Source organism: Actinomadura sp. WAC 06369, from assembly GCF_003947565.1.
GTDB classification, from domain to species: Bacteria; Actinomycetota; Actinomycetes; order Streptosporangiales; family Streptosporangiaceae; genus Spirillospora; species Spirillospora rifamycini.
In genome coordinates, this window is record NZ_QHJN01000054.1 from 1 (window position 1) to 15763 (window position 15763).

Sequence of the window (15763 nt, forward strand, 5' to 3'; positions counted from 1 at the left end):
GGGATGGACGCTGTGGCGTGGTGGAGACGGGTCGACGGGCGGGCGCTCGAGGGGGTGGTGGCGCTGGTGCTGCTGCTGGTGGGGCTGTTCGGGGTGGTGGTCCCGGTCCTGCGGGTGATCGGGCCGCTCCCGGGGGTCGACTCCCGGACGGTCGGGCTGGACGGCGCGGAGGGCGTCGGGGGAGCGGTCGCCGGGGACGGCGTCGAGCTGCGGGGGCTGCACGAGGCGGAGCTGGTCTTCGCCGACCCGGGACTGTGGGAGCGTGTCCTGATCGTGCTCCCGGGGGTGACCGGTGCGATCCTGTTCGTCGTGATCCTCGAGCGGCTCCTGCGGATGGTGCGCACCTTCCACGACGGCGACGCGTTCGCCCCGGAGAACGCGCGGCGGCTGACGGCGATCGCGGTGGCCGTCCTGCTCACCGGCACGCTCGTCCCGCTGGTGGCCGGGCTCACCGCGGGCGCGCTGGTGGACGGGACGTGGGCCGAGGAAGCCGCGCGGACCGGCTACGAGCCGTCCGGGCTGTGGGTGCTGGTGGCGATCCTGCTGTTCGCGGTGGCGGGCGCGTTCCGGCACGGCACCCGGCTGCGCGCCGACACCGAGGGCCTCGTCTGATGCCGTCGGAGGACGCGCACCAGATCACGGTGCACCTCGACGCGCTCCTGAAGGAGCGGGGGATGACGCTGGCGCAGCTCGCCGAACGGGTGGGCGTGACGGTCGTGAACCTGTCGGTGCTGAAGAACGACCGCGCGAAGGCGATCCGGTTCTCGACGCTGAGCGCGATCTGCCGGGAGCTGGACTGCCAGCCGGGGGACCTGCTCAGGTTCGACGGCTGAGGCCGGCGGCCCGGGACGCCGCCGCCCGCCACGCCGATGACGGCGCGGCGGGCGGCGGCGTCGCGGTGCGCGGTCAGGCGGGGCGTTCGAAGAGCAGTTCCCGGCCGTCCTCCTCGTCCCACTGCTCGCCGACGTGGACGAAGCCCTGCCCGGCGATGGTCGCGAGCGAGCCCGCGTTGTCCGGGCTGATCGACGCGCGGACCGTCCGGACGGACGGCTCGGCGGCGGCCCGGTCGAGGAGCGCGGCGAGCATCGCCCGCGCGTGGCCGCGGCGGCGGTGCGCGGGGTCGACGGCGTAGGCGATCTCGACGGTGCCGGTCCCGTCGGGGGCGGCGTGGTAGCCCGCGTGCCCGACGACGACGCCGTCCGGTTCGGCGACGGCGGCGCGGGCGATCCAGGGCGCGTCGGCCGGGTCGCGGGCGAGCTGGTCGAGGCGGCGGCGCCAGAGGCCCTTGGCGTCGTCGGTCCGGAAGTAGTCGGTGAGCGCGACGCCGGCGGCGGCGGAGGCGCGGTCGAGGTCGCCGTCGGCGAGCGCGCGCAGCGCGGCTGCGGGCAGTTCGACGAAGCGGATGGGCATGGGCGGCTCCTCGTGGGGGGCGATCGACCGGCGGAGGTCAGCCGGGCGGCGCGTGGTGGTCGGTGAGGCGGGCGAGCAGGTCGACGAGCCGGTCGCGGTCGGCGGGGGGCAGCGGGGCGAGCAGATCGTCCTGGACGCCGGCGATGACGGTGTCAAGCCGCCGCAGGCGGCGGGCGCCGTCCGGGGTGAGGGTGACGATGTTGCGGCGCCGGTCGGCGGGGTCGGGGGCGCGGTCGACGCACCGGTCGGCGGCGAGTTCGTTGAGGGCGGCGACGACGTCGCTGCGGTCGATGCCGGTGCTGCGGCCGAGTTCGGCCTGGCTCGCGGGGCCGAACTGATCGAGGGCGGCGAGCAGCCGGTAGTGGTACCCGCGGGCGCCGACGGCGGCGAAGGCGTCGGTCACCAGGCGGTGGCTGTGCGCGGACGCCTGGGCGATCAGCCAGCTCGGCAGGCGGTGGAGGCGGTCGAGCGGCCCGGAGTCGGCGGTGTTCACGCGGGCCAGCCTACAAGGTTGTTGGCAGCACCAACGATCGGTTATCGTTGGCGTCGCCAACGTTGGAGTAACCAACGAAAGGAGCGTCCGTGGACGCCCACGACCGCATCGAACTCACCGACCTGGTCACCCGGCTGGGGCGCTGGCTGGACGGCGCGACCTTCGACGACCCCGCGCGCTTCTTCACCGCGGACGCCGAGGCGCACACCGCCGGCGGCGCCGCGCGGGGACGGGACGCGCTCGTCCGGCAGGCGCGCCGGAACCACACCGTGCCGACCCAGCACTTCATCACCGACCACCGGTTCGAACCGGACAGCGACCGGGTGCGGGTGACGGCGAACCTGCTGGCCGTCTTCGCGGGCGCGGACGGCCCGCGCCTGCTCGGCGAGCGCTACGACCTGCGGGCCGTCCGGACGGCGGACGGCTGGCGCATCACCCGGGTCCAGGCGGACCCGATCTGGGAGGCGGCGAATGTCTGAGATCACCCCGTACACGCTGGACGTCCCGCAGCGCGACCTCGACGACCTCGCGGCCCGGCTGGACCGCGTCCGGTGGCCGGACGAGCCGCCGGGCTCCGGCTGGGAGCGCGGCGTCCCGCGGGCCCGCATGAAGGAACTCGTCGACCACTGGCGCACCGGCTTCGACTGGCGGGCGCAGGAGGCGCGGATCAACAAGTTCCCGCAGTTCACGACCGAGATCGACGGCGCGGACGTGCACTTCTTCCACGTCCGCTCCCCCGAGCCGGACGCGCTGCCGCTGATCGTCACGCACGGGTGGCCGAGCGCGTCCGCCGACTTCCTCGACATGCTCGGGCCGCTCACCGACCCGCGCGCGCACGGCGGCGATCCGGCCGACGCGTTCCACGTGGTCGTCCCGTCCCTGCCGGGGTTCACGCTGTCCGGGCCGACGCGCGACACCGGATGGAACGTGGCCCGCATAGCGCGCGCTTGGGCCGAGCTGATGGACCGTCTTGGGTACCGCCGGTACGGCGTGCAGGGCGGCGACTGGGGTTGGCCGGTCTCGCTCGGGTTGGCAGGTATCGCCCAAGACCGAGTGGTGGGCGTGCACACGAACTACCTGCCGTCCCCGCCAGGGGACACCGAGGGCCTCACGCAGGACGACCTGGAGCGGCTCGCCCGGCAGAAGGAGTACGTGTCCGCCCCGGCCGGGTACTGGGTGATGCAGTCCACGCGCCCGCAGACGATCGCGTACTCCCTCGCCGACTCCCCCGCGGGCCAGCTCGCGTGGATCGCCGACAGGGTCACCGCCTGGACGGACCCCGCGATCGGTGTCGATGACGACCGGCTGCTCACGACCGTGACGCTGTACTGGCTCACCGGGACGGCCGGGTCGTCGTCGCGGCTGCACCACGAGGCCGCGGGCAGCCGGGGCGGGCTGCCCGCGTGCCCGGTGCCGCTCGGCGTCGCCGTGTCGCCGCACGACCTCGTCCGTCCGGTCCGGCGGCTCGCCGAGGCGTACCACGACGTCGTGCACTGGACGGAGTTCGACCGGGGCGGGCACCTGCCGGCGCTGGAGGTCCCCGAGCTGCTCACCGCGGACGTCCGGGCGTTCTTCCGGCTCGTCCGCTGAGCCCGGTCATGGCGCGGTGAGCGCGTCGGAGAGGGCGCGCAGGCGGGCGCGGGCGTCGGCGTCGCGGGCCTGGGCGTCGGGCCGCGCCTCGTCGAGCCCGTCGAAGAAGCGGCCCGACACGCCGTCGAGGGCCGGGTCGGTGACGAGCCGGTGCGTGGCGCGGACGCCCTCCTCCAGCGTGCTGATCGGGGACGAGACCATCTTCGTCGGCATGTACGTGGCGGGGTGCAGGGCGTTCGCGGTGACGCCCGTCCCGTCCAGCTCGGCGGCCAGGTCGACGGTGAACAGGATCTGGGCGAGCTTGCTCTGGCAGTAGGCGCGGACCGGGGTGTAGCCGCGGGTGAGCATCACGTCGCCGAAGTCGACGGCCTGCTGCCCGAGGCTGCTGACGTTCACGACGCGGGCGGGCGCCGAGGAGATCAGCACGGGCAGCAGCAGCCGGGTCAGCAGGTATCCGGACAGGTAGTTCACCGCGAACGCCAGCTCGTGCCCGTCCGCGCTCTCCTCCCGGGCGGCGGGCCCGCCGATGCCCGCGTTGTTGACCAGGACGTCCAGGCGCGGGTGGTCGGCGCGGACGGCTTCGGCGAGCGCGCGGGTCTCGGCGAGGGACGACAGGTCGGCCCGGTACCACGACGCGCGGCCGCCGATCTCCTTCAGCGTCGCCTCGCCGCGGGCGTCGCTGCGGCCGTGCACCAGGACGTGCGCGCCCTCGGCCGCGAGTCCGGCGGCGAGGGCGCGGCCGAGCCCGTCGGTGGCACCGGTGATGAGGATCGTCTGCTCGTTGATGGGACGCATGGTCCCATCGTGCGTGCCGGGTGGGCCGTGCCGCCAGGTGCGGGCCCCGCCGGCGGCGGTGTATCGAAACGCTTGCGTTCACTTGGGTGGGCCCTTATCGTTTCGAAACGGTAGCGTTTCGAAAGGACGGCGATGGCACCCCGCGGCGACGTGCGCACCGGCGCGATCCTGGCGGCGGCCCTCGGCCTGCTCGCCGAGGTCGGCTACGACCGGCTCACCATGGAGGCGGTCGCGGCGCGCGCGCAGGCCAGCAAGGCGACGCTCTACCGGCGCTGGCCCGGCAAAGCCGAACTCGTCGTCGACGCGGTCCGCGCCCACGGCGGCGACGGGGGACCCGGCGGGGACGGCGACCCGCTCGTCCCGTCCGACACCGGGTCGCTGCGCGGCGACCTCGTCGCCGTGCTGGAGCTGATGCGCGCGAACCTGGAAGCCCAGGACGCCGCGCTGATCCTCGGGCTGATGACCGCCATGCACCGCGACGCCGGGCTCGCCGCGCTCGTCCGCGGCCGGCTCGTCGACGACAAGCGGGCCGCGTTCGGGGCGGTCGTCGAGCGGGCCGTGCGGCGCGGCGACCTCGCCGGGGACGTCGACACCGCACTCTTCGTGGAGATCAGCTCGGCGATGCTGTTCTCCCGGCTGTTCGTCACCGGCGAGCCGCTCGACGACGCGTTCGTCCGGCACCTGGTGGACGCCGTCCTGATCCCGCTGCTGACCGGCGGCCGCCCGGCGCCCGGTCCACCGGCCGACCGGCCGACGACCCAGGGAGACCAGTGATGTGGTCCGCGATCGTGCTCGGCTTCCTCGGCGGAGTGATGGGCGGCAACGGCGTCCCGCACTTCGTCCGCGGCATCACCCGGCAGTCCTACCCGAACCTGTTCGGCACCGGCCCGATCCCCAACCTGATCGGCGGCTGGGTCGGGCTGGTCGCGTCCGTCCTGCTCCTCGCCCTGGCGGGACCGGGCGAGCACCCCGGCTGGACGTTCGGGGCCGCGGCCGCGGGCGTCCTCGCCATCGGCCTGCTCCACGCGGGCCCCGGCCCCTTCGGCGCGTCCGAGGAGCCGAGCGGCGCCTGACCGGCGGCCGTCACGGGCGGGACGTACCGCTGCGGGTCATCGGCCCGGAGACCGCCCACCGGAGTCGCGCCGCAGGCGCCACAGGGACGTGACCTCGGCGGCCCGTGCCGCGTGCAGCGGATCGTCCGCGTCGGCCGCCTTCGGATGGACGGGCGCCGCGTCGAGCCGGTCGACCGCCCGCAGGCCCGCGGCGGCGAACGCGGCCGCCAGGTCGCCCCGCGCCCGCAGCCCGAGGTGCTCGGCCAGGTCGGACAGGACCAGCCAGCCCTCGCCGTCCGGTTCGAGGCGGTCGGCGAGCCCGTCGAGGAAGCCGCGCAGCATCCGCCCGCCCGGATCGTAGACGGCGCGTTCCAGCGGCGCCGCGGGCTTCGCCGGGAGCCACGGCGGATTGCAGACGATGAGACCGGCGCGTCCGTCCGGGTAAAGGTCCGCCTGCACGACGTCGACGTCCACCTGTAGGCGCTCGACGTTCTCCCGGGCACACGCAAGCGCGCGCGGATCGAGGTCTGTGGCCACGATCCGTCCCACACCGCGCCGCGCAAGGACGGCCGCGAGGACGCCCGTGCCGGTGCCGATGTCGAACGCCGACGTCACGCCAGGGGGGATCGGCGCGCGCGCGACGAGATCGACGTACTCGCCCCGGACCGGTGAGAACACGCCGTAGTGCGGGTGGATCCGGTCGCCGCCGAGAGCGGGAACGGGCACGCCCTTGCGCCGCCACTCGTGCGCGCCGATCACCCCGAGCAGTTCCCGCAGCGGCACCACGTACGGCTCGTCGCACGGCCCGTACGCCTCCGTGCACGCGTCCCGGACGTCCGGCGCCCGCCGCAGCGGGACCACGTGCCCGGCCTCGACCGGTACCAGCACCATGCCGAGCGTGCGCGCGCGCTGGGCCCGCGCCTGCCGGAACAGGTGGAACGCCTGCGCACCGGACGGTTCCGCCTTCTTCCTCTTGCGCGGGGGCGCGTCGATCCGGCGCGCGACGGCCTGCACGAGCTGCCGGGCGTTCTGGAAGTCGCCCCGCCACAGCAGCGCCGTGCCCTCGCACGCCGCCCGGTACGCGTCGTCCGCGCGCGTCCCGTCGTCGGCGACCGTCACCCGGCGGGGCGGGGGCGCGGTCTCCGAGCGCCAGCGCGCGCGCCGGTCCCGACCGTCCTCGAACCAGCCGACGGCCGGTTCGTCCGACACGTCCGCCTGCCCCTGCCCAGCACCCATACCGCGACCGTTCTGTGAGATCCCGCTTGGATCGTACGGCCGGTTCCGCCCCGCCCGTGGAGGACGAACAGTGCGACAATCAACGAATGCGACTTCCCGGGCCCGTGCACATCGCCAACGAGGGCCTCGCCTTCCTCGTCGAGATGGCCGCGTTCGCCGCGCTCGCCTGGTGGGGCTTCGACGCCGGCGGCGGCCTGCCCGCCGGCCTGGCGCTCGGCGCGGCCGCGCCGGCCGCGGCGATCGTCCTGTGGGGCCTGTTCGCCGCCCCGAAGGCCCGCTACGACGCCGGGCTGCCCGCCGTCCTGCTGGTGAAGGCGGCCGTCTTCGCCGCCGCGGCCCTCGCCCTCCTCGGTGTCGGGCATTCCACGCCCGCCATCGCGTTCGCGGCGATCGCCCTGGTCAACACCGTGCTCGCGACGCTCGACCGGAACGCCCGCTTCCGCACCGCACGCGGCGAGGCGTCCGCGGGGTGAGCCAGTACTTCCAGGCCGGCGACGACGTCCTGTGGAACCCGGCCACCGCGGTCGCCCGGCTGTTCGCGAGGACGGCCGAGACGCTCGCCGACCTCGCGGACGCACCGTCGGGCATCGGCCCGGAGCGGGCGGACGAGTACCAGGTCGACGTCGAAGCGTTCACGGCGTTCACCGACACCCTCGTCCGCCGCTACGCCCGCTCGAACCACGCCGTCCTGCGAACCTCATGGACGGCTTCGTCGTCACGGCGCTCGCGCTGGTCCACCGGGCCGGCGGCGACGTCCCGGCCGTCGCCGCCCTCGGCACGGCCGAGGCGCGCGACCTCGCCGAGCGCGCGCGGCACCTCGAACGCACCATGCCGCACTGAACGCCGGCACCGGCTCCCGCTCCTGCACCGCACCCTCGCCGAGCCGACCGGCCATGCGCCGTCCCGCCCTGGACTGGTACCGCGGTACCGCGCGGGGCGCCGAGGTGTCGACCGGGGGCCCGGCCCGCGGCGGTCAACCGCCCGTAGCGTCGGGCGCATCCGCCCCGGAACCGCCGGGGCCGGCGGGAGACGGCGGTCGTGATCGAAGTACGCGGTCTGACGAAGCGCTACGGAAAGAAGACGGCGGTGGACGATCTCAGCTTCACCGCCGAACCCGGAAAGGTGACCGGGTTCCTGGGCCCGAACGGCGCGGGCAAATCCACGACCATGCGCGTGATCGCCGGACTCGACGCCCCCACCCGCGGCTCGGCCACCGTCAACGGCCGGCGCTACGCCGGGCACGCCGCCCCGATGCGGGAGATCGGCATCCTGCTGGACGCGCGGTCGGCCCATCCGGGGCGCACCGCGTTCGCCCACCTGATGTCCCTGGCGCACACCCACGGCATCCCGCGCAGCAGGGTGCTGGACGTCATCGAGACGACCGGGCTGCAGAGCGCGGCCGGAAGCCGCGCCGGGCGGTTCTCCCTCGGCATGGGGCAGCGGCTCGGCATCGCGGCGGCCCTGCTGGGCGACCCGGCCGTCGTCATGCTGGACGAGCCGGTCAACGGCCTCGACCCGGAGGGCGTGCGCTGGGTGCGCGGGCTGCTGACCGGGCTGGCGGCCGAGGGCCGCACGGTGCTGCTGTCGTCCCACCTGATGGGCGAGATGACGCGGACCGCCGACCGCCTGGTGGTCGTCGGGCGCGGCCGGCTGCTCGCCGACACCACGGTCGACGCGTTCGTCCGGCGGGCCGGGGGCGGGGGCGCGGTGGTGGCGACCACCGAACCCGCGGCGCTGCGCTCGCTGCTGGCCGGCCCGGGGGTCGCCGTCACCGGCACGGGGGAGGAACTGGCCGTCACGGGCCTGACCGCCCGCGAGATCGGCGCCGTCGCCGCCCGCCACCGGGTCCCGCTGTACCGGCTCACCGAACGGGAGGCGTCCCTGGAGGACGCCTTCATGGACCTCACCCGCGAGGCCGTGGAGTACCGGGCCGTGCCCGCCGGCAGCGGGGAGGCGGCGTGACGGTCGTGCCGGTCCGCGACGTGACGGCGCGGCGGGTGCTGCGCGCGGAGTGGTCGAAGCTGGGGACGCTGCGCTCCGGCCGGATCGCGCTCGCGGCGGCCGCCGCGGCGCTCCCGGCGATCGGGGTGATCGACGCGGCCGGCTTCGACCCCGCCGCCGTGCCGGAGGACGGCACCGTCCCCGACTCCCGCGACGCGGTCGCCGTCGCGCTGACCGGGATGCCGTTCGCCGTCCTGGCCGTCGCGGTGCTGGGGGCGCTCGGGTCCGCGGGCGAGTACGGCACCGGCCTGATCCGCGCCACCCTGACGGCCGTGCCGCGGCGGCTGCCCGTGCTGTGGTCGAAGTGCGCCGTGTACGGCGGGGCCGTCCTCGCCGTCGCCGTGCTCGCCGCGGTGGCGTCCTTCCTGCTGGGCGGCCTCGCGCTGCCCCCGGAGGCGGACGCCCTGTCGCTCGCGGACCCCGGCGTGCCGCGGCGCCTGGCCGGTGCGGGGGCCCACCTGGCGCTGGTGGCCGTGATCGCGGTGGCGCTGGGCATGCTCGTCCGCAACAGCGCGGGCGCCATCGCCGTCCTGGTCGCCGCCCTGCTCGTCCTCCCCGAGCTGGTCGGGCTGCTGCCCGGCGGACTCCCGGACGCCGTCCGCCCGTACCTGCCGAGCAGCGCGGGCGCCGCCATGACGGCCGCGCCGTCCGCACCGGACCTCCTCGGGCCCTGGGCGGGGGCGGCGGTCCTCGCCTGCTGGACGGCGGCGGCCGTCGCGGGCGCGGCCGTCCGGCTCGTCCGCACCGATGCCTGACGGGCCGACCGGCGACAATGATCCGATGAGCACGCATGCGACGCCGGGCGGGACGGCCGCGACCGCGCCGCTCCCGTGGCCCGCTTCCGCCGCGGGCCACCCGGCGCTGCAGCGGCTGGTCCGCGCGCAGCACCGCCTGCGGCGGGCCGAACGGCGGCGCCCGTGGCGGCTCGACACCGCGGTGGTGCTGCTGGCCGCCCTCGCGGCCGTGCCCGACCTGGTCCGCGCCGGAGGCGCCCCGAGCGGGCCGGCCGCCGGTCTGCCGCCCGGGGGGCTGGCCGTGCTCGCGGTCCTGCTCGTCTCGCCGCTGTGGTGGCGCCGCAGAGCCCCGGCGGCCGTCTTCGCCGCGGTCGCGCCGGGGTGCGCGGCCCAGTTCTCGCTGGGCCTCTGGGCGCAGGGCGGCTTCGCCCTGCTCGTCGCCCTCTACGGCCTGGCCCTGCGCGGTTCCCCGCGCGCGCTCGGCGCGGCGGCGGGCGCCACCGTCACCGGGGTGTGGCTGTCGGGCTGGTTCGTCCTCGCCGCCTACCGGGTGCCGTTCCTGATCCTGCTGACGGGCACGACGGCCGCCGCGGTCGCGCTCGGCCTCACCTTCCGGATCCGCGGGCTGTACCTCGCCGCGCTGGAGGACCGGGCCGTCCGGCTGGAGACCGAGCGCGACCAGCGCGCCCGGCTGACCGCCGCCGCCGAGCGGGCCCGGATCGCCCGGGAGATGCACGACATCGTCGGCCACAACCTGTCGGTGATCGTCGGCCTCGCGGACGGGGCCGCCGCCCTCGCCGCGAACCGGGGCGACGGCGCCGCCGAGCCGCTGCGGCTCATCGGCGACACCGGCCGGCAGGCGCTGGTGGAGCTGCGGCGCGTGCTGGGCGTCCTGCGGGACGAGCCGGGCGCCCGGCCGGCGGACACGGGCCCCGGACGCGAGCCCGAACCGCGGCTCGTCCCGCAGCCCGGAATCGGTGACCTGGACGCACTGCTGGGGCGGGTCCGCGCCGCCGGGCTGAGCACCGCCTGCCGCACCGCGGGCGACCTCGCCGCGCTCGGCGACGGACTTCAGCTCACCGTCTACCGCATCGTCCAGGAGGCGCTGACCAACACGCTGAAGCACGCCGGCCCGGAGGCCCGCGCGGAGGTCGCCGTCGAAGCCCGGGACGGACGGGTCCGGGTGCGCGTCACCGACACCGGGCCGCCGCCCGGACGCCCGGCGCGCCCGGCACCGGACGGAGAACCGGGACACGGCCTCGCCGGCATCCGCCGGAGGGCCGCACTGTACGGCGGATCCGTCACCATCGGCCCGCGCGGTGCCGCCGGCGGCTGGACGGTCGACGTGCTGCTCGACGCGCCCCCGCCCGGCGAACCCGCCGCGCCGGCACCGGGGGGCCGCCCGTGACCACCGTCCTCATCGCCGACGACCAGCCCCTGCAGCGCCTCGGGTTCCGCATGCTGCTGGAGGGGACGTCCGGGACGACCGCCGTCGGCGAGGCCGGGCACGGCGCCGAGGCCGTCCGGATGGCCGCCGATCTGCGCCCCGACGTCGTGCTGATGGACGTCCGGATGCCCGGCATGGACGGCATCGAGGCCACCCGCCGGATCGTCGCCGCGGGCGGCCGCACCCGCGTGCTCATCCTCACCACGTTCGACCTGGACGAGTACGCCTATGCGGGGCTGCGCGCCGGGGCGAGCGGCTTCCTGCTGAAGGACGCCCGCCCCGAGGAGCTCATCGCGGGCATCCGCGCCGTCGCCACCGGGGACGCCGTCGTCTCCCCCGGCCTCACGCGCCGCCTGCTCGACGCCCACGCCCACCGGGTGCTGCGGCCCGCCGACCCGGCCGACGACCCGCGGCTGCGCACGCTCACCGAACGCGAACGCGAAGTGCTCGTCGCGATCGGCACCGGCCGGACGAACGCCGAGATCGCCGAACGCCTCGCGCTCACCGAGTCCACCGTCAAGAAGCACGTCGGCAAGGTCCTCGCCAAGATCGGCGCCCGGGACCGCATCCAGGCCGTCATCACCGCCTACGACATCGGGCTGGTCGCGCCCCGCGGCTGACGCCGTCCCGCCCGGCGGGTTCAGGCGGACGCGCGGAGGCGGGCGTCCAGGGCGTCCAGGTCCGGGACGAACCAGACGTGGCCGCCCGCGTTCGACTCGGCGACGAGGGCGCGCAGCGCCGAGCTCGTCGCCAGGTGCCCGGAGAGGTCGCCGACGATCGCCAGCCGGATCCGGTAGTTGACGAACTTCTGCATGATCTCGCCCGCGAAGCGGGAGCCGAGGGCGAAGAACCGCTCGTCCAGGCGCCGCACGGGCACGGCCACCACCTCGGCGCCGAGGAACGCGGCGCCGATCAGGTCGAGCGCGTCCGCCTCGGTGGCGATCGGCGGGCCGTCCGGGTCGCACACCAGCACCGGTGTCCCGGCCCGCTCCGCCATCTCGTCAGCCATCGCGCTCCTCCGCTCCCAGCAGGTCGTTGCCGCCGTCGAGCACGCTCTCGAGCAGGCGCAGCACGTCCGCGGTCGGGCCCGCGCCGCCGAGGACGACGAACTTCAGGCGCCGCCGCTCCGCGTCGTGCACCGCCTGGACGCGCAGGCGGTCCGCGGCGCTCCCGCCGCTCGCGCCGGTGTTCGCGGCGGCGAGGACGAGCGTGCTGAGCCGGTCGGCCGCGGCCCGGTCGACGCCGTCGATCTCGACGATGCTCGACACCTCGACGGACGCGCCCGCGCCCGTTCCGCCGCCGGGGGCGGAGGGGCGGCCGGTGAGCGCGTCGAGGTCGGCGGGCGCGATCCGGTACTGCTTGCCGATGCGCACGGCGTTGAGCCGTCCGTCGCGGATGTAGCCGCGGACCGTCCGCACGTGCAGCCCGAGAAGGTCGGCGACCTCCTCGACCGAGTACATTTTCTCAGCCATCGCTCCCTATCGTACCCCTAAAGGGAGTGATGGGTGAGTTTGCGTCGCTAGAGCGGGTGATGTTTCACGGGAAACACGCCACGTACCGGAGGCGACCGGGCACGCCCCGATACGGCGACGGGCCGCACATCCCGGACGTCCGGGATGTGCGGCCCGTCGGGCGGCTCGCGGCCGGGTCAGCGGCCGGTGCCTCCGTAGACGACGGCCTCGACCTGCTCGGAGTCGAGGTCGAACGCGCGGTGGGCGGCGGCGACCGCGGTGTCGAGGTCGTCCTGCGCGACGACCACGGAGATCCGGATCTCCGACGTGGAGATCATCTCGATGTTCACGCCCGCGTCGGCGATGGCGGCGAACAGCTTGGCGGTGACGCCCGGGTGCGAGCGCATCCCGGCGCCGATCAGCGACACCTTGCCGATGCGGTCGTCGTAGCGCAGCGACTCGAAGCCGATGCGCTCCTTGACCTTGTTGAGCGCCGACAGCGCGGCCTGCCCGTCCGTGGCCGGCAGCGTGAACGAGATGTCGGTGCGCCCGGTGGACGCGGCCGACACGTTCTGCACGATCATGTCGATGTTGATCTCGGCGTCGGACAGCACCGTGAAGATCGTGGCGGCCTCACCGACCTTGTCGGGCACGCCCACCACGGTGATCTTGGCCTCGCTGCGGTCGTGCGCGACGCCGGAGATGATCGCCTGCTCCATGTCCTGTCCTTCGAGTTCGCTGCTGTCGACGACCCACGTGCCTTCCTTCTGGCTGAACGAGGACCGCACGTGGATCGGGATGTTGTAGCGGCGCGCGTACTCCACGCAGCGCAGATGCAGGATCTTCGCCCCGCTCGCCGCCATTTCCAGCATCTCCTCGTAGGAGATCTTCGGGACCTTCCGCGCGGCCGGCACGATGCGCGGGTCGGCGGTGAAGACGCCGTCGACGTCGGAGTAGATCTCGCAGACGTCGGCGCTGAGGGCCGCCGCCAGCGCCACCGCGGTGGTGTCGGACCCGCCGCGGCCGAGGGTGGTGATGTCCTTGGTGCCCTGCGAGACGCCCTGGAAGCCGGCGACGATGCAGATCGAGCCCTCGTCCAGCGCGGTCCTTATGCGCCCCGGGGTCACGTCGATGATCTTGGCTTTGCCGTGGGAGCCGTCGGTGATGACCCCCGCCTGGGAGCCGGTGAAGGACCGGGCCTCGTGGCCCAGGTTCGCGATGGCCATCGCCAGCAGCGCCATGGAGATGCGCTCGCCGGCGGTGAGCAGCATGTCCAGTTCGCGTGCCGGGGGCAGGGGGCTGACCTGCTCGGCCTTGTCGATGAGATCATCCGTCGTGTCGCCCATGGCGGAGACGACGACAACGACGTCGTTGCCCGCCTTCTTCGTCGCGACGATGCGCTGGGCGACCCGCTTGACGCACTCGGCGTCGGCGACGGAGGAGCCACCGTACTTCTGCACGATAAGAGCCACGGTTTTGGGCGCTCCTCGGTTCGGGGTCAGGCGTACCAGCCGTCCAGTCTACCGAGGTCATCCGCTATGCCTACGTCCAGGTAATTCATGGACCGGTCACCCGGCCCGGGACGAAGCCGTACAACCGGCCCGTGGCGCCTTCGCGAGTTCGGCCGTGCGCGCGTGCCGCGCCCGCCCCGGGTGCGTAGCCGCCCGGGGCGGCCGGGCGGGTCAGGTGCGGCCCAGGGCGCCGGTGACCATGGCCGTCGCGAGCGCGACGGCGTTCTCGGGGGTGACCCGCTCCGGCGGGCCGGTGAGCAGGCCGAACAGGGCGTTGGCGTACAGCAGCATCAGCGTCCGGACGGCGGCCTCCGGCGTGTCGAGCCCGAGGGCGCGGTGGTGCCCGAGGGTGAACCGGACGGACGCCTCCTCCATCCCCGCGATCGTCTCGCGGAGCGAGGGCCGCCGGGTGGCCTCCAGGCTGAGCTCGCACACCGCCAGGTACCGGACGCGGTGCTCGGTCGCGGCCGCGAACAGCGACATCCCGATCATCTCCGCGATCCGCGAGGGCGGGACCGGCGGGCCCTCGTGCGCCGCGGCGGCGTCCATTCCGGCGAAGTGGAGTTCGGCGACGCGGGCCGCCGCGGCGGCGAGCAGCGCGTCGCGGCTGCGGAAGTAGTTCGAGGCGGTCCCGGCGGGGACGCCGGCCCGCTCGTCGACCGCGCGATGGCTGAGCCCGTGCACGCCGTCGCGGCCGAGGACGTCGATCGCCGCGTCGGCCAGCGCGCGCCGCCGCTCCGTGTTCTGTGGCGCCACGCCCCGCACCCTACCCGCCGTCACAACGATCGTAGTGTTACGGTTAGCGTAGTACAACGATCCTAGTGATTAGGGGTCCGGATGAAGGTGCTGGTCATCGGAGCGGGCGTCGGCGGTCTCGCGGCGGCGCGCGGCCTGCTCGCCGCGGGACACGACGTCGAGGTCCACGAGCGGGGACCGGCGCTGCGCACGTCCGGCGCGGCGCTGACGCTGTGGGCCAACGGCACCGGCGCCCTCACCGCGCTCGGCGCGTCGCTGGACGGCGTCGGCGCGCCCATCGACGTCCTCGAGCAGCGCGACGCGTCCGGCCGCACGCTGGTCAGCGTGGACACCGCGCACGCCGCCCGCCGCTACGGGCTCCCGAACATCTCCCTGCCCCGCCGCCGCCTCGTCGAACGCCTCGCGGCCGGACTGCCGGACGGGACGGTCGCGTTCGGCCGCGCGTGCACGGGCGTCGCGCACGACGCGGGCGGCGTCCGCGCCGAGTTCGCCGACGGCGCGACCGCGACCGGCGACATGCTGGTGGGCGCGGACGGCGCCCGCTCGATCGTCCGGCGGACGCTGTGGGGGCGCGACCCGGCGGAGCCGAGCGGCTGGGCCACCTGGCAGGGGCTGAGCCGCGTGCCGATCGACGTGGTGGCGGGCCGCACCGGCCTGCTGATCAACGGCCCGGAGGGCGTGTGCGGGCTGATGCCGGCGGGCGAGGACCTGCTCCAGTGGTGGTTCGACCGCCGCTGGACGCCCGGGGAGCCCGAGCCGCCGTCCGTCCTGGACGACCTGCGCGCCCGGTTCGGGCACTGGGCGGCGCCCGTGCCGCAGGTGCTCGCGTCCGTCGCCGACGAGGAGATCGAGTTCTTCCCGCACCACCGGCACCGCGTCCCGGACGTCTGGGGCGAGGGGCGCTGCACGCTGGTCGGGGACGCGGCGCACACCATGCCGCCCACGCAGGCGCAGGGCGCCAACCAGGCGCTGGAGGACGCATGGGCGCTGAGCCGGGTGCTGGCGGAGGGCGAGCCGGCGGACGTGCCCGCCGCGCTGCGCCGCTACGAGCGCGGACGGTCCCGCAAGGCGGCCCGGATCGCGCGGGTGGCGGCGACCGAGGCCACGAACGCCCACCCGGCGCCCCTCACCCGCCTCCTCCCCGACCGGTTCGTGAGCTGGGCGTACACCCGCTGGCTCGCGTCCATCAGCGACTACCTCGCGGCGGACGGCGCCGCCCGCCGCGCAGGAGCCCGCCGCGCAGGAGCCCGCCGCACCGGAGCCCGCCGCCCGTGACGCGCCCGCCGG

General features: G+C 75.4%; 21 protein-coding genes and 1 pseudogene. 14 read left to right on the top strand and 8 right to left on the bottom strand.

The genetic code is table 11. The annotated features are described in order from the left end of the window. Together DMH08_RS16705 and DMH08_RS16710 are read left to right on the top strand one after the other, a co-directional pair. On the top strand, positions 1–612 hold a 612-nt coding region (locus tag DMH08_RS16705; RefSeq protein WP_148108593.1), incomplete at its 5' end, for a DUF2975 domain-containing protein. Beyond that, entirely contained in the window at positions 612–833 is a 222-nt protein-coding gene (locus DMH08_RS16710) for a helix-turn-helix domain-containing protein (RefSeq protein WP_026403959.1), read from the top strand. The genes DMH08_RS16705 and DMH08_RS16710, both read left to right, overlap by 1 nt. Before the next feature lie 73 nt (positions 834–906). On the opposite strand, the gene DMH08_RS16715 is transcribed toward DMH08_RS16710, so the two are convergent. Both DMH08_RS16715 and DMH08_RS16720 read right to left on the bottom strand, forming a co-directional pair. Next, the gene (locus DMH08_RS16715; protein WP_026403958.1) at positions 907–1410 is read right to left on the bottom strand and encodes a GNAT family N-acetyltransferase; all 504 of its coding nucleotides are present in this window, start codon (positions 1408–1410) and stop codon (positions 907–909) included. Positions 1411–1447: 37 nt separating this feature from the next. Next, entirely contained in the window at positions 1448–1903 is a 456-nt protein-coding gene (locus DMH08_RS16720) for a MarR family winged helix-turn-helix transcriptional regulator (RefSeq protein ID WP_125615548.1), read from the bottom strand. Between the two features lie 89 nt (positions 1904–1992). Between DMH08_RS16720 and DMH08_RS16725 the strand changes: the two genes are divergently transcribed. Together DMH08_RS16725 and DMH08_RS16730 are read left to right on the top strand one after the other, a co-directional pair. After that, on the top strand, positions 1993–2382 hold the full coding sequence (locus DMH08_RS16725) for a nuclear transport factor 2 family protein (RefSeq protein WP_125615552.1): 390 nt from the start codon (positions 1993–1995) through the stop codon (positions 2380–2382). Then, complete coding sequence (locus tag DMH08_RS16730) at positions 2375–3493, top strand: epoxide hydrolase family protein (protein WP_125615555.1); 1119 nt, start codon at positions 2375–2377, stop codon at positions 3491–3493. Before DMH08_RS16725 ends, DMH08_RS16730 begins: the two co-directional genes overlap by 8 nt. A 6-nt stretch (positions 3494–3499) precedes the next feature. On the opposite strand, the gene DMH08_RS16735 is transcribed toward DMH08_RS16730, so the two are convergent. After that, on the bottom strand, positions 3500–4288 hold the full coding sequence (locus DMH08_RS16735; protein ID WP_026403955.1) for an SDR family NAD(P)-dependent oxidoreductase: 789 nt from the start codon (positions 4286–4288) through the stop codon (positions 3500–3502). Between the two features lie 132 nt (positions 4289–4420). Here DMH08_RS16735 and DMH08_RS16740 point away from each other — a divergent pair, with 132 nt between their 5' ends. Continuing rightward, on the top strand, positions 4421–5062 hold the full coding sequence (locus DMH08_RS16740; RefSeq protein ID WP_125615558.1) for a TetR/AcrR family transcriptional regulator: 642 nt from the start codon (positions 4421–4423) through the stop codon (positions 5060–5062). Further along, on the top strand, positions 5062–5361 hold the full coding sequence (locus DMH08_RS16745; protein ID WP_034519521.1) for a hypothetical protein: 300 nt from the start codon (positions 5062–5064) through the stop codon (positions 5359–5361). Before DMH08_RS16740 ends, DMH08_RS16745 begins: the two co-directional genes overlap by 1 nt. Before the next feature lie 36 nt (positions 5362–5397). On the opposite strand, the gene DMH08_RS16750 is transcribed toward DMH08_RS16745, so the two are convergent. Then, positions 5398–6576: a methyltransferase gene (locus tag DMH08_RS16750; RefSeq protein WP_125615560.1), complete on the bottom strand. Its 1179-nt coding sequence runs from the start codon at positions 6574–6576 to the stop codon at positions 5398–5400. A gap of 86 nt (positions 6577–6662) precedes the next feature. Here DMH08_RS16750 and DMH08_RS16755 point away from each other — a divergent pair, with 86 nt between their 5' ends. From DMH08_RS16755 to DMH08_RS16775, 7 genes and pseudogenes are all read left to right on the top strand, one after another. Continuing rightward, positions 6663–7049 carry a YrdB family protein gene (locus DMH08_RS16755; protein ID WP_125615563.1) on the top strand — a complete coding sequence of 129 codons (387 nt, stop codon included), beginning with the start codon at positions 6663–6665 and terminating at the stop codon, positions 7047–7049. Beyond that, positions 7046–7210 (top strand): annotated as a pseudogene (locus tag DMH08_RS42820) (DUF6086 family protein); the annotation flags it as partial. The gene DMH08_RS16755 and the pseudogene DMH08_RS42820, both read left to right, overlap by 4 nt. Positions 7211–7275: 65 nt before the next feature. Next, positions 7276–7416: a hypothetical protein gene (locus DMH08_RS40165; RefSeq protein ID WP_158642330.1), complete on the top strand. Its 141-nt coding sequence runs from the start codon at positions 7276–7278 to the stop codon at positions 7414–7416. Between the two features lie 246 nt (positions 7417–7662). Further along, positions 7663–8538, top strand: a complete 876-nt coding sequence (locus DMH08_RS16760; protein WP_325052929.1) for an ABC transporter ATP-binding protein — start codon at positions 7663–7665, stop codon at positions 8536–8538. Then, positions 8535–9332: an ABC transporter permease gene (locus DMH08_RS16765; protein ID WP_125615568.1), complete on the top strand. Its 798-nt coding sequence runs from the start codon at positions 8535–8537 to the stop codon at positions 9330–9332. The genes DMH08_RS16760 and DMH08_RS16765 overlap by 4 nt, the downstream gene beginning before the upstream one ends. Before the next feature lie 25 nt (positions 9333–9357). Further along, the gene (locus DMH08_RS16770; protein ID WP_125615571.1) at positions 9358–10719 is read left to right on the top strand and encodes a sensor histidine kinase; all 1362 of its coding nucleotides are present in this window, start codon (positions 9358–9360) and stop codon (positions 10717–10719) included. Then, positions 10716–11378 (top strand): response regulator, encoded by a 663-nt coding sequence (locus DMH08_RS16775; protein WP_125615574.1) that lies wholly within the window; start codon positions 10716–10718, stop codon positions 11376–11378. The genes DMH08_RS16770 and DMH08_RS16775 overlap by 4 nt, the downstream gene beginning before the upstream one ends. Before the next feature lie 20 nt (positions 11379–11398). Here DMH08_RS16775 and DMH08_RS16780 read toward each other — a convergent pair whose 3' ends face one another. From DMH08_RS16780 to DMH08_RS16795, 4 genes are all read right to left on the bottom strand, one after another. Further along, complete coding sequence (locus DMH08_RS16780) at positions 11399–11767, bottom strand: DUF4180 domain-containing protein (protein WP_125615577.1); 369 nt, start codon at positions 11765–11767, stop codon at positions 11399–11401. Beyond that, positions 11760–12230, bottom strand: coding sequence for a helix-turn-helix domain-containing protein (locus tag DMH08_RS16785; protein WP_199747836.1), 471 nt, complete (start codon positions 12228–12230; stop codon positions 11760–11762). Before DMH08_RS16785 ends, DMH08_RS16780 begins: the two co-directional genes overlap by 8 nt. 176 nt (positions 12231–12406) lie before the next feature. Continuing rightward, positions 12407–13681, bottom strand: coding sequence for an aspartate kinase (locus DMH08_RS16790; protein ID WP_125615580.1), 1275 nt, complete (start codon positions 13679–13681; stop codon positions 12407–12409). 210 nt (positions 13682–13891) lie between these two features. Next, positions 13892–14476 carry a TetR/AcrR family transcriptional regulator gene (locus tag DMH08_RS16795; protein ID WP_125615583.1) on the bottom strand — a complete coding sequence of 195 codons (585 nt, stop codon included), beginning with the start codon at positions 14474–14476 and terminating at the stop codon, positions 13892–13894. A gap of 81 nt (positions 14477–14557) precedes the next feature. On the opposite strand from DMH08_RS16795, the gene DMH08_RS16800 reads away from it, so the two are divergent. Continuing rightward, a complete protein-coding gene (locus DMH08_RS16800; RefSeq protein WP_125615586.1) occupies positions 14558–15751 on the top strand; it encodes an FAD-dependent oxidoreductase in 1194 nt (397 codons plus the stop codon). Positions 15752–15763 lie beyond the last annotated feature (12 nt).

Coding starts and splice junctions, on each gene's coding strand:
- DMH08_RS16740 (WP_125615558.1), top strand. CDS start 4,421: ATGGCACCCCGCGGCGACGTGCGCACCGGCGCGATCCTGGCGGCGGCC.
- DMH08_RS16770 (WP_125615571.1), top strand. CDS start 9,358: ATGAGCACGCATGCGACGCCGGGCGGGACGGCCGCGACCGCGCCGCTC.
- DMH08_RS16755 (WP_125615563.1), top strand. CDS start 6,663: ATGCGACTTCCCGGGCCCGTGCACATCGCCAACGAGGGCCTCGCCTTC.
- DMH08_RS16715 (WP_026403958.1), bottom strand. CDS start 1,410: ATGCCCATCCGCTTCGTCGAACTGCCCGCAGCCGCGCTGCGCGCGCTC.
- DMH08_RS16780 (WP_125615577.1), bottom strand. CDS start 11,767: ATGGCTGACGAGATGGCGGAGCGGGCCGGGACACCGGTGCTGGTGTGC.
- DMH08_RS16785 (WP_199747836.1), bottom strand. CDS start 12,230: ATGGCTGAGAAAATGTACTCGGTCGAGGAGGTCGCCGACCTTCTCGGG.
- DMH08_RS16750 (WP_125615560.1), bottom strand. CDS start 6,576: ATGGGTGCTGGGCAGGGGCAGGCGGACGTGTCGGACGAACCGGCCGTC.
- DMH08_RS16735 (WP_026403955.1), bottom strand. CDS start 4,288: ATGCGTCCCATCAACGAGCAGACGATCCTCATCACCGGTGCCACCGAC.
- DMH08_RS16745 (WP_034519521.1), top strand. CDS start 5,062: ATGTGGTCCGCGATCGTGCTCGGCTTCCTCGGCGGAGTGATGGGCGGC.
- DMH08_RS16800 (WP_125615586.1), top strand. CDS start 14,558: ATGAAGGTGCTGGTCATCGGAGCGGGCGTCGGCGGTCTCGCGGCGGCG.
- DMH08_RS16730 (WP_125615555.1), top strand. CDS start 2,375: ATGTCTGAGATCACCCCGTACACGCTGGACGTCCCGCAGCGCGACCTC.
- DMH08_RS40165 (WP_158642330.1), top strand. CDS start 7,276: ATGGACGGCTTCGTCGTCACGGCGCTCGCGCTGGTCCACCGGGCCGGC.
- DMH08_RS16710 (WP_026403959.1), top strand. CDS start 612: ATGCCGTCGGAGGACGCGCACCAGATCACGGTGCACCTCGACGCGCTC.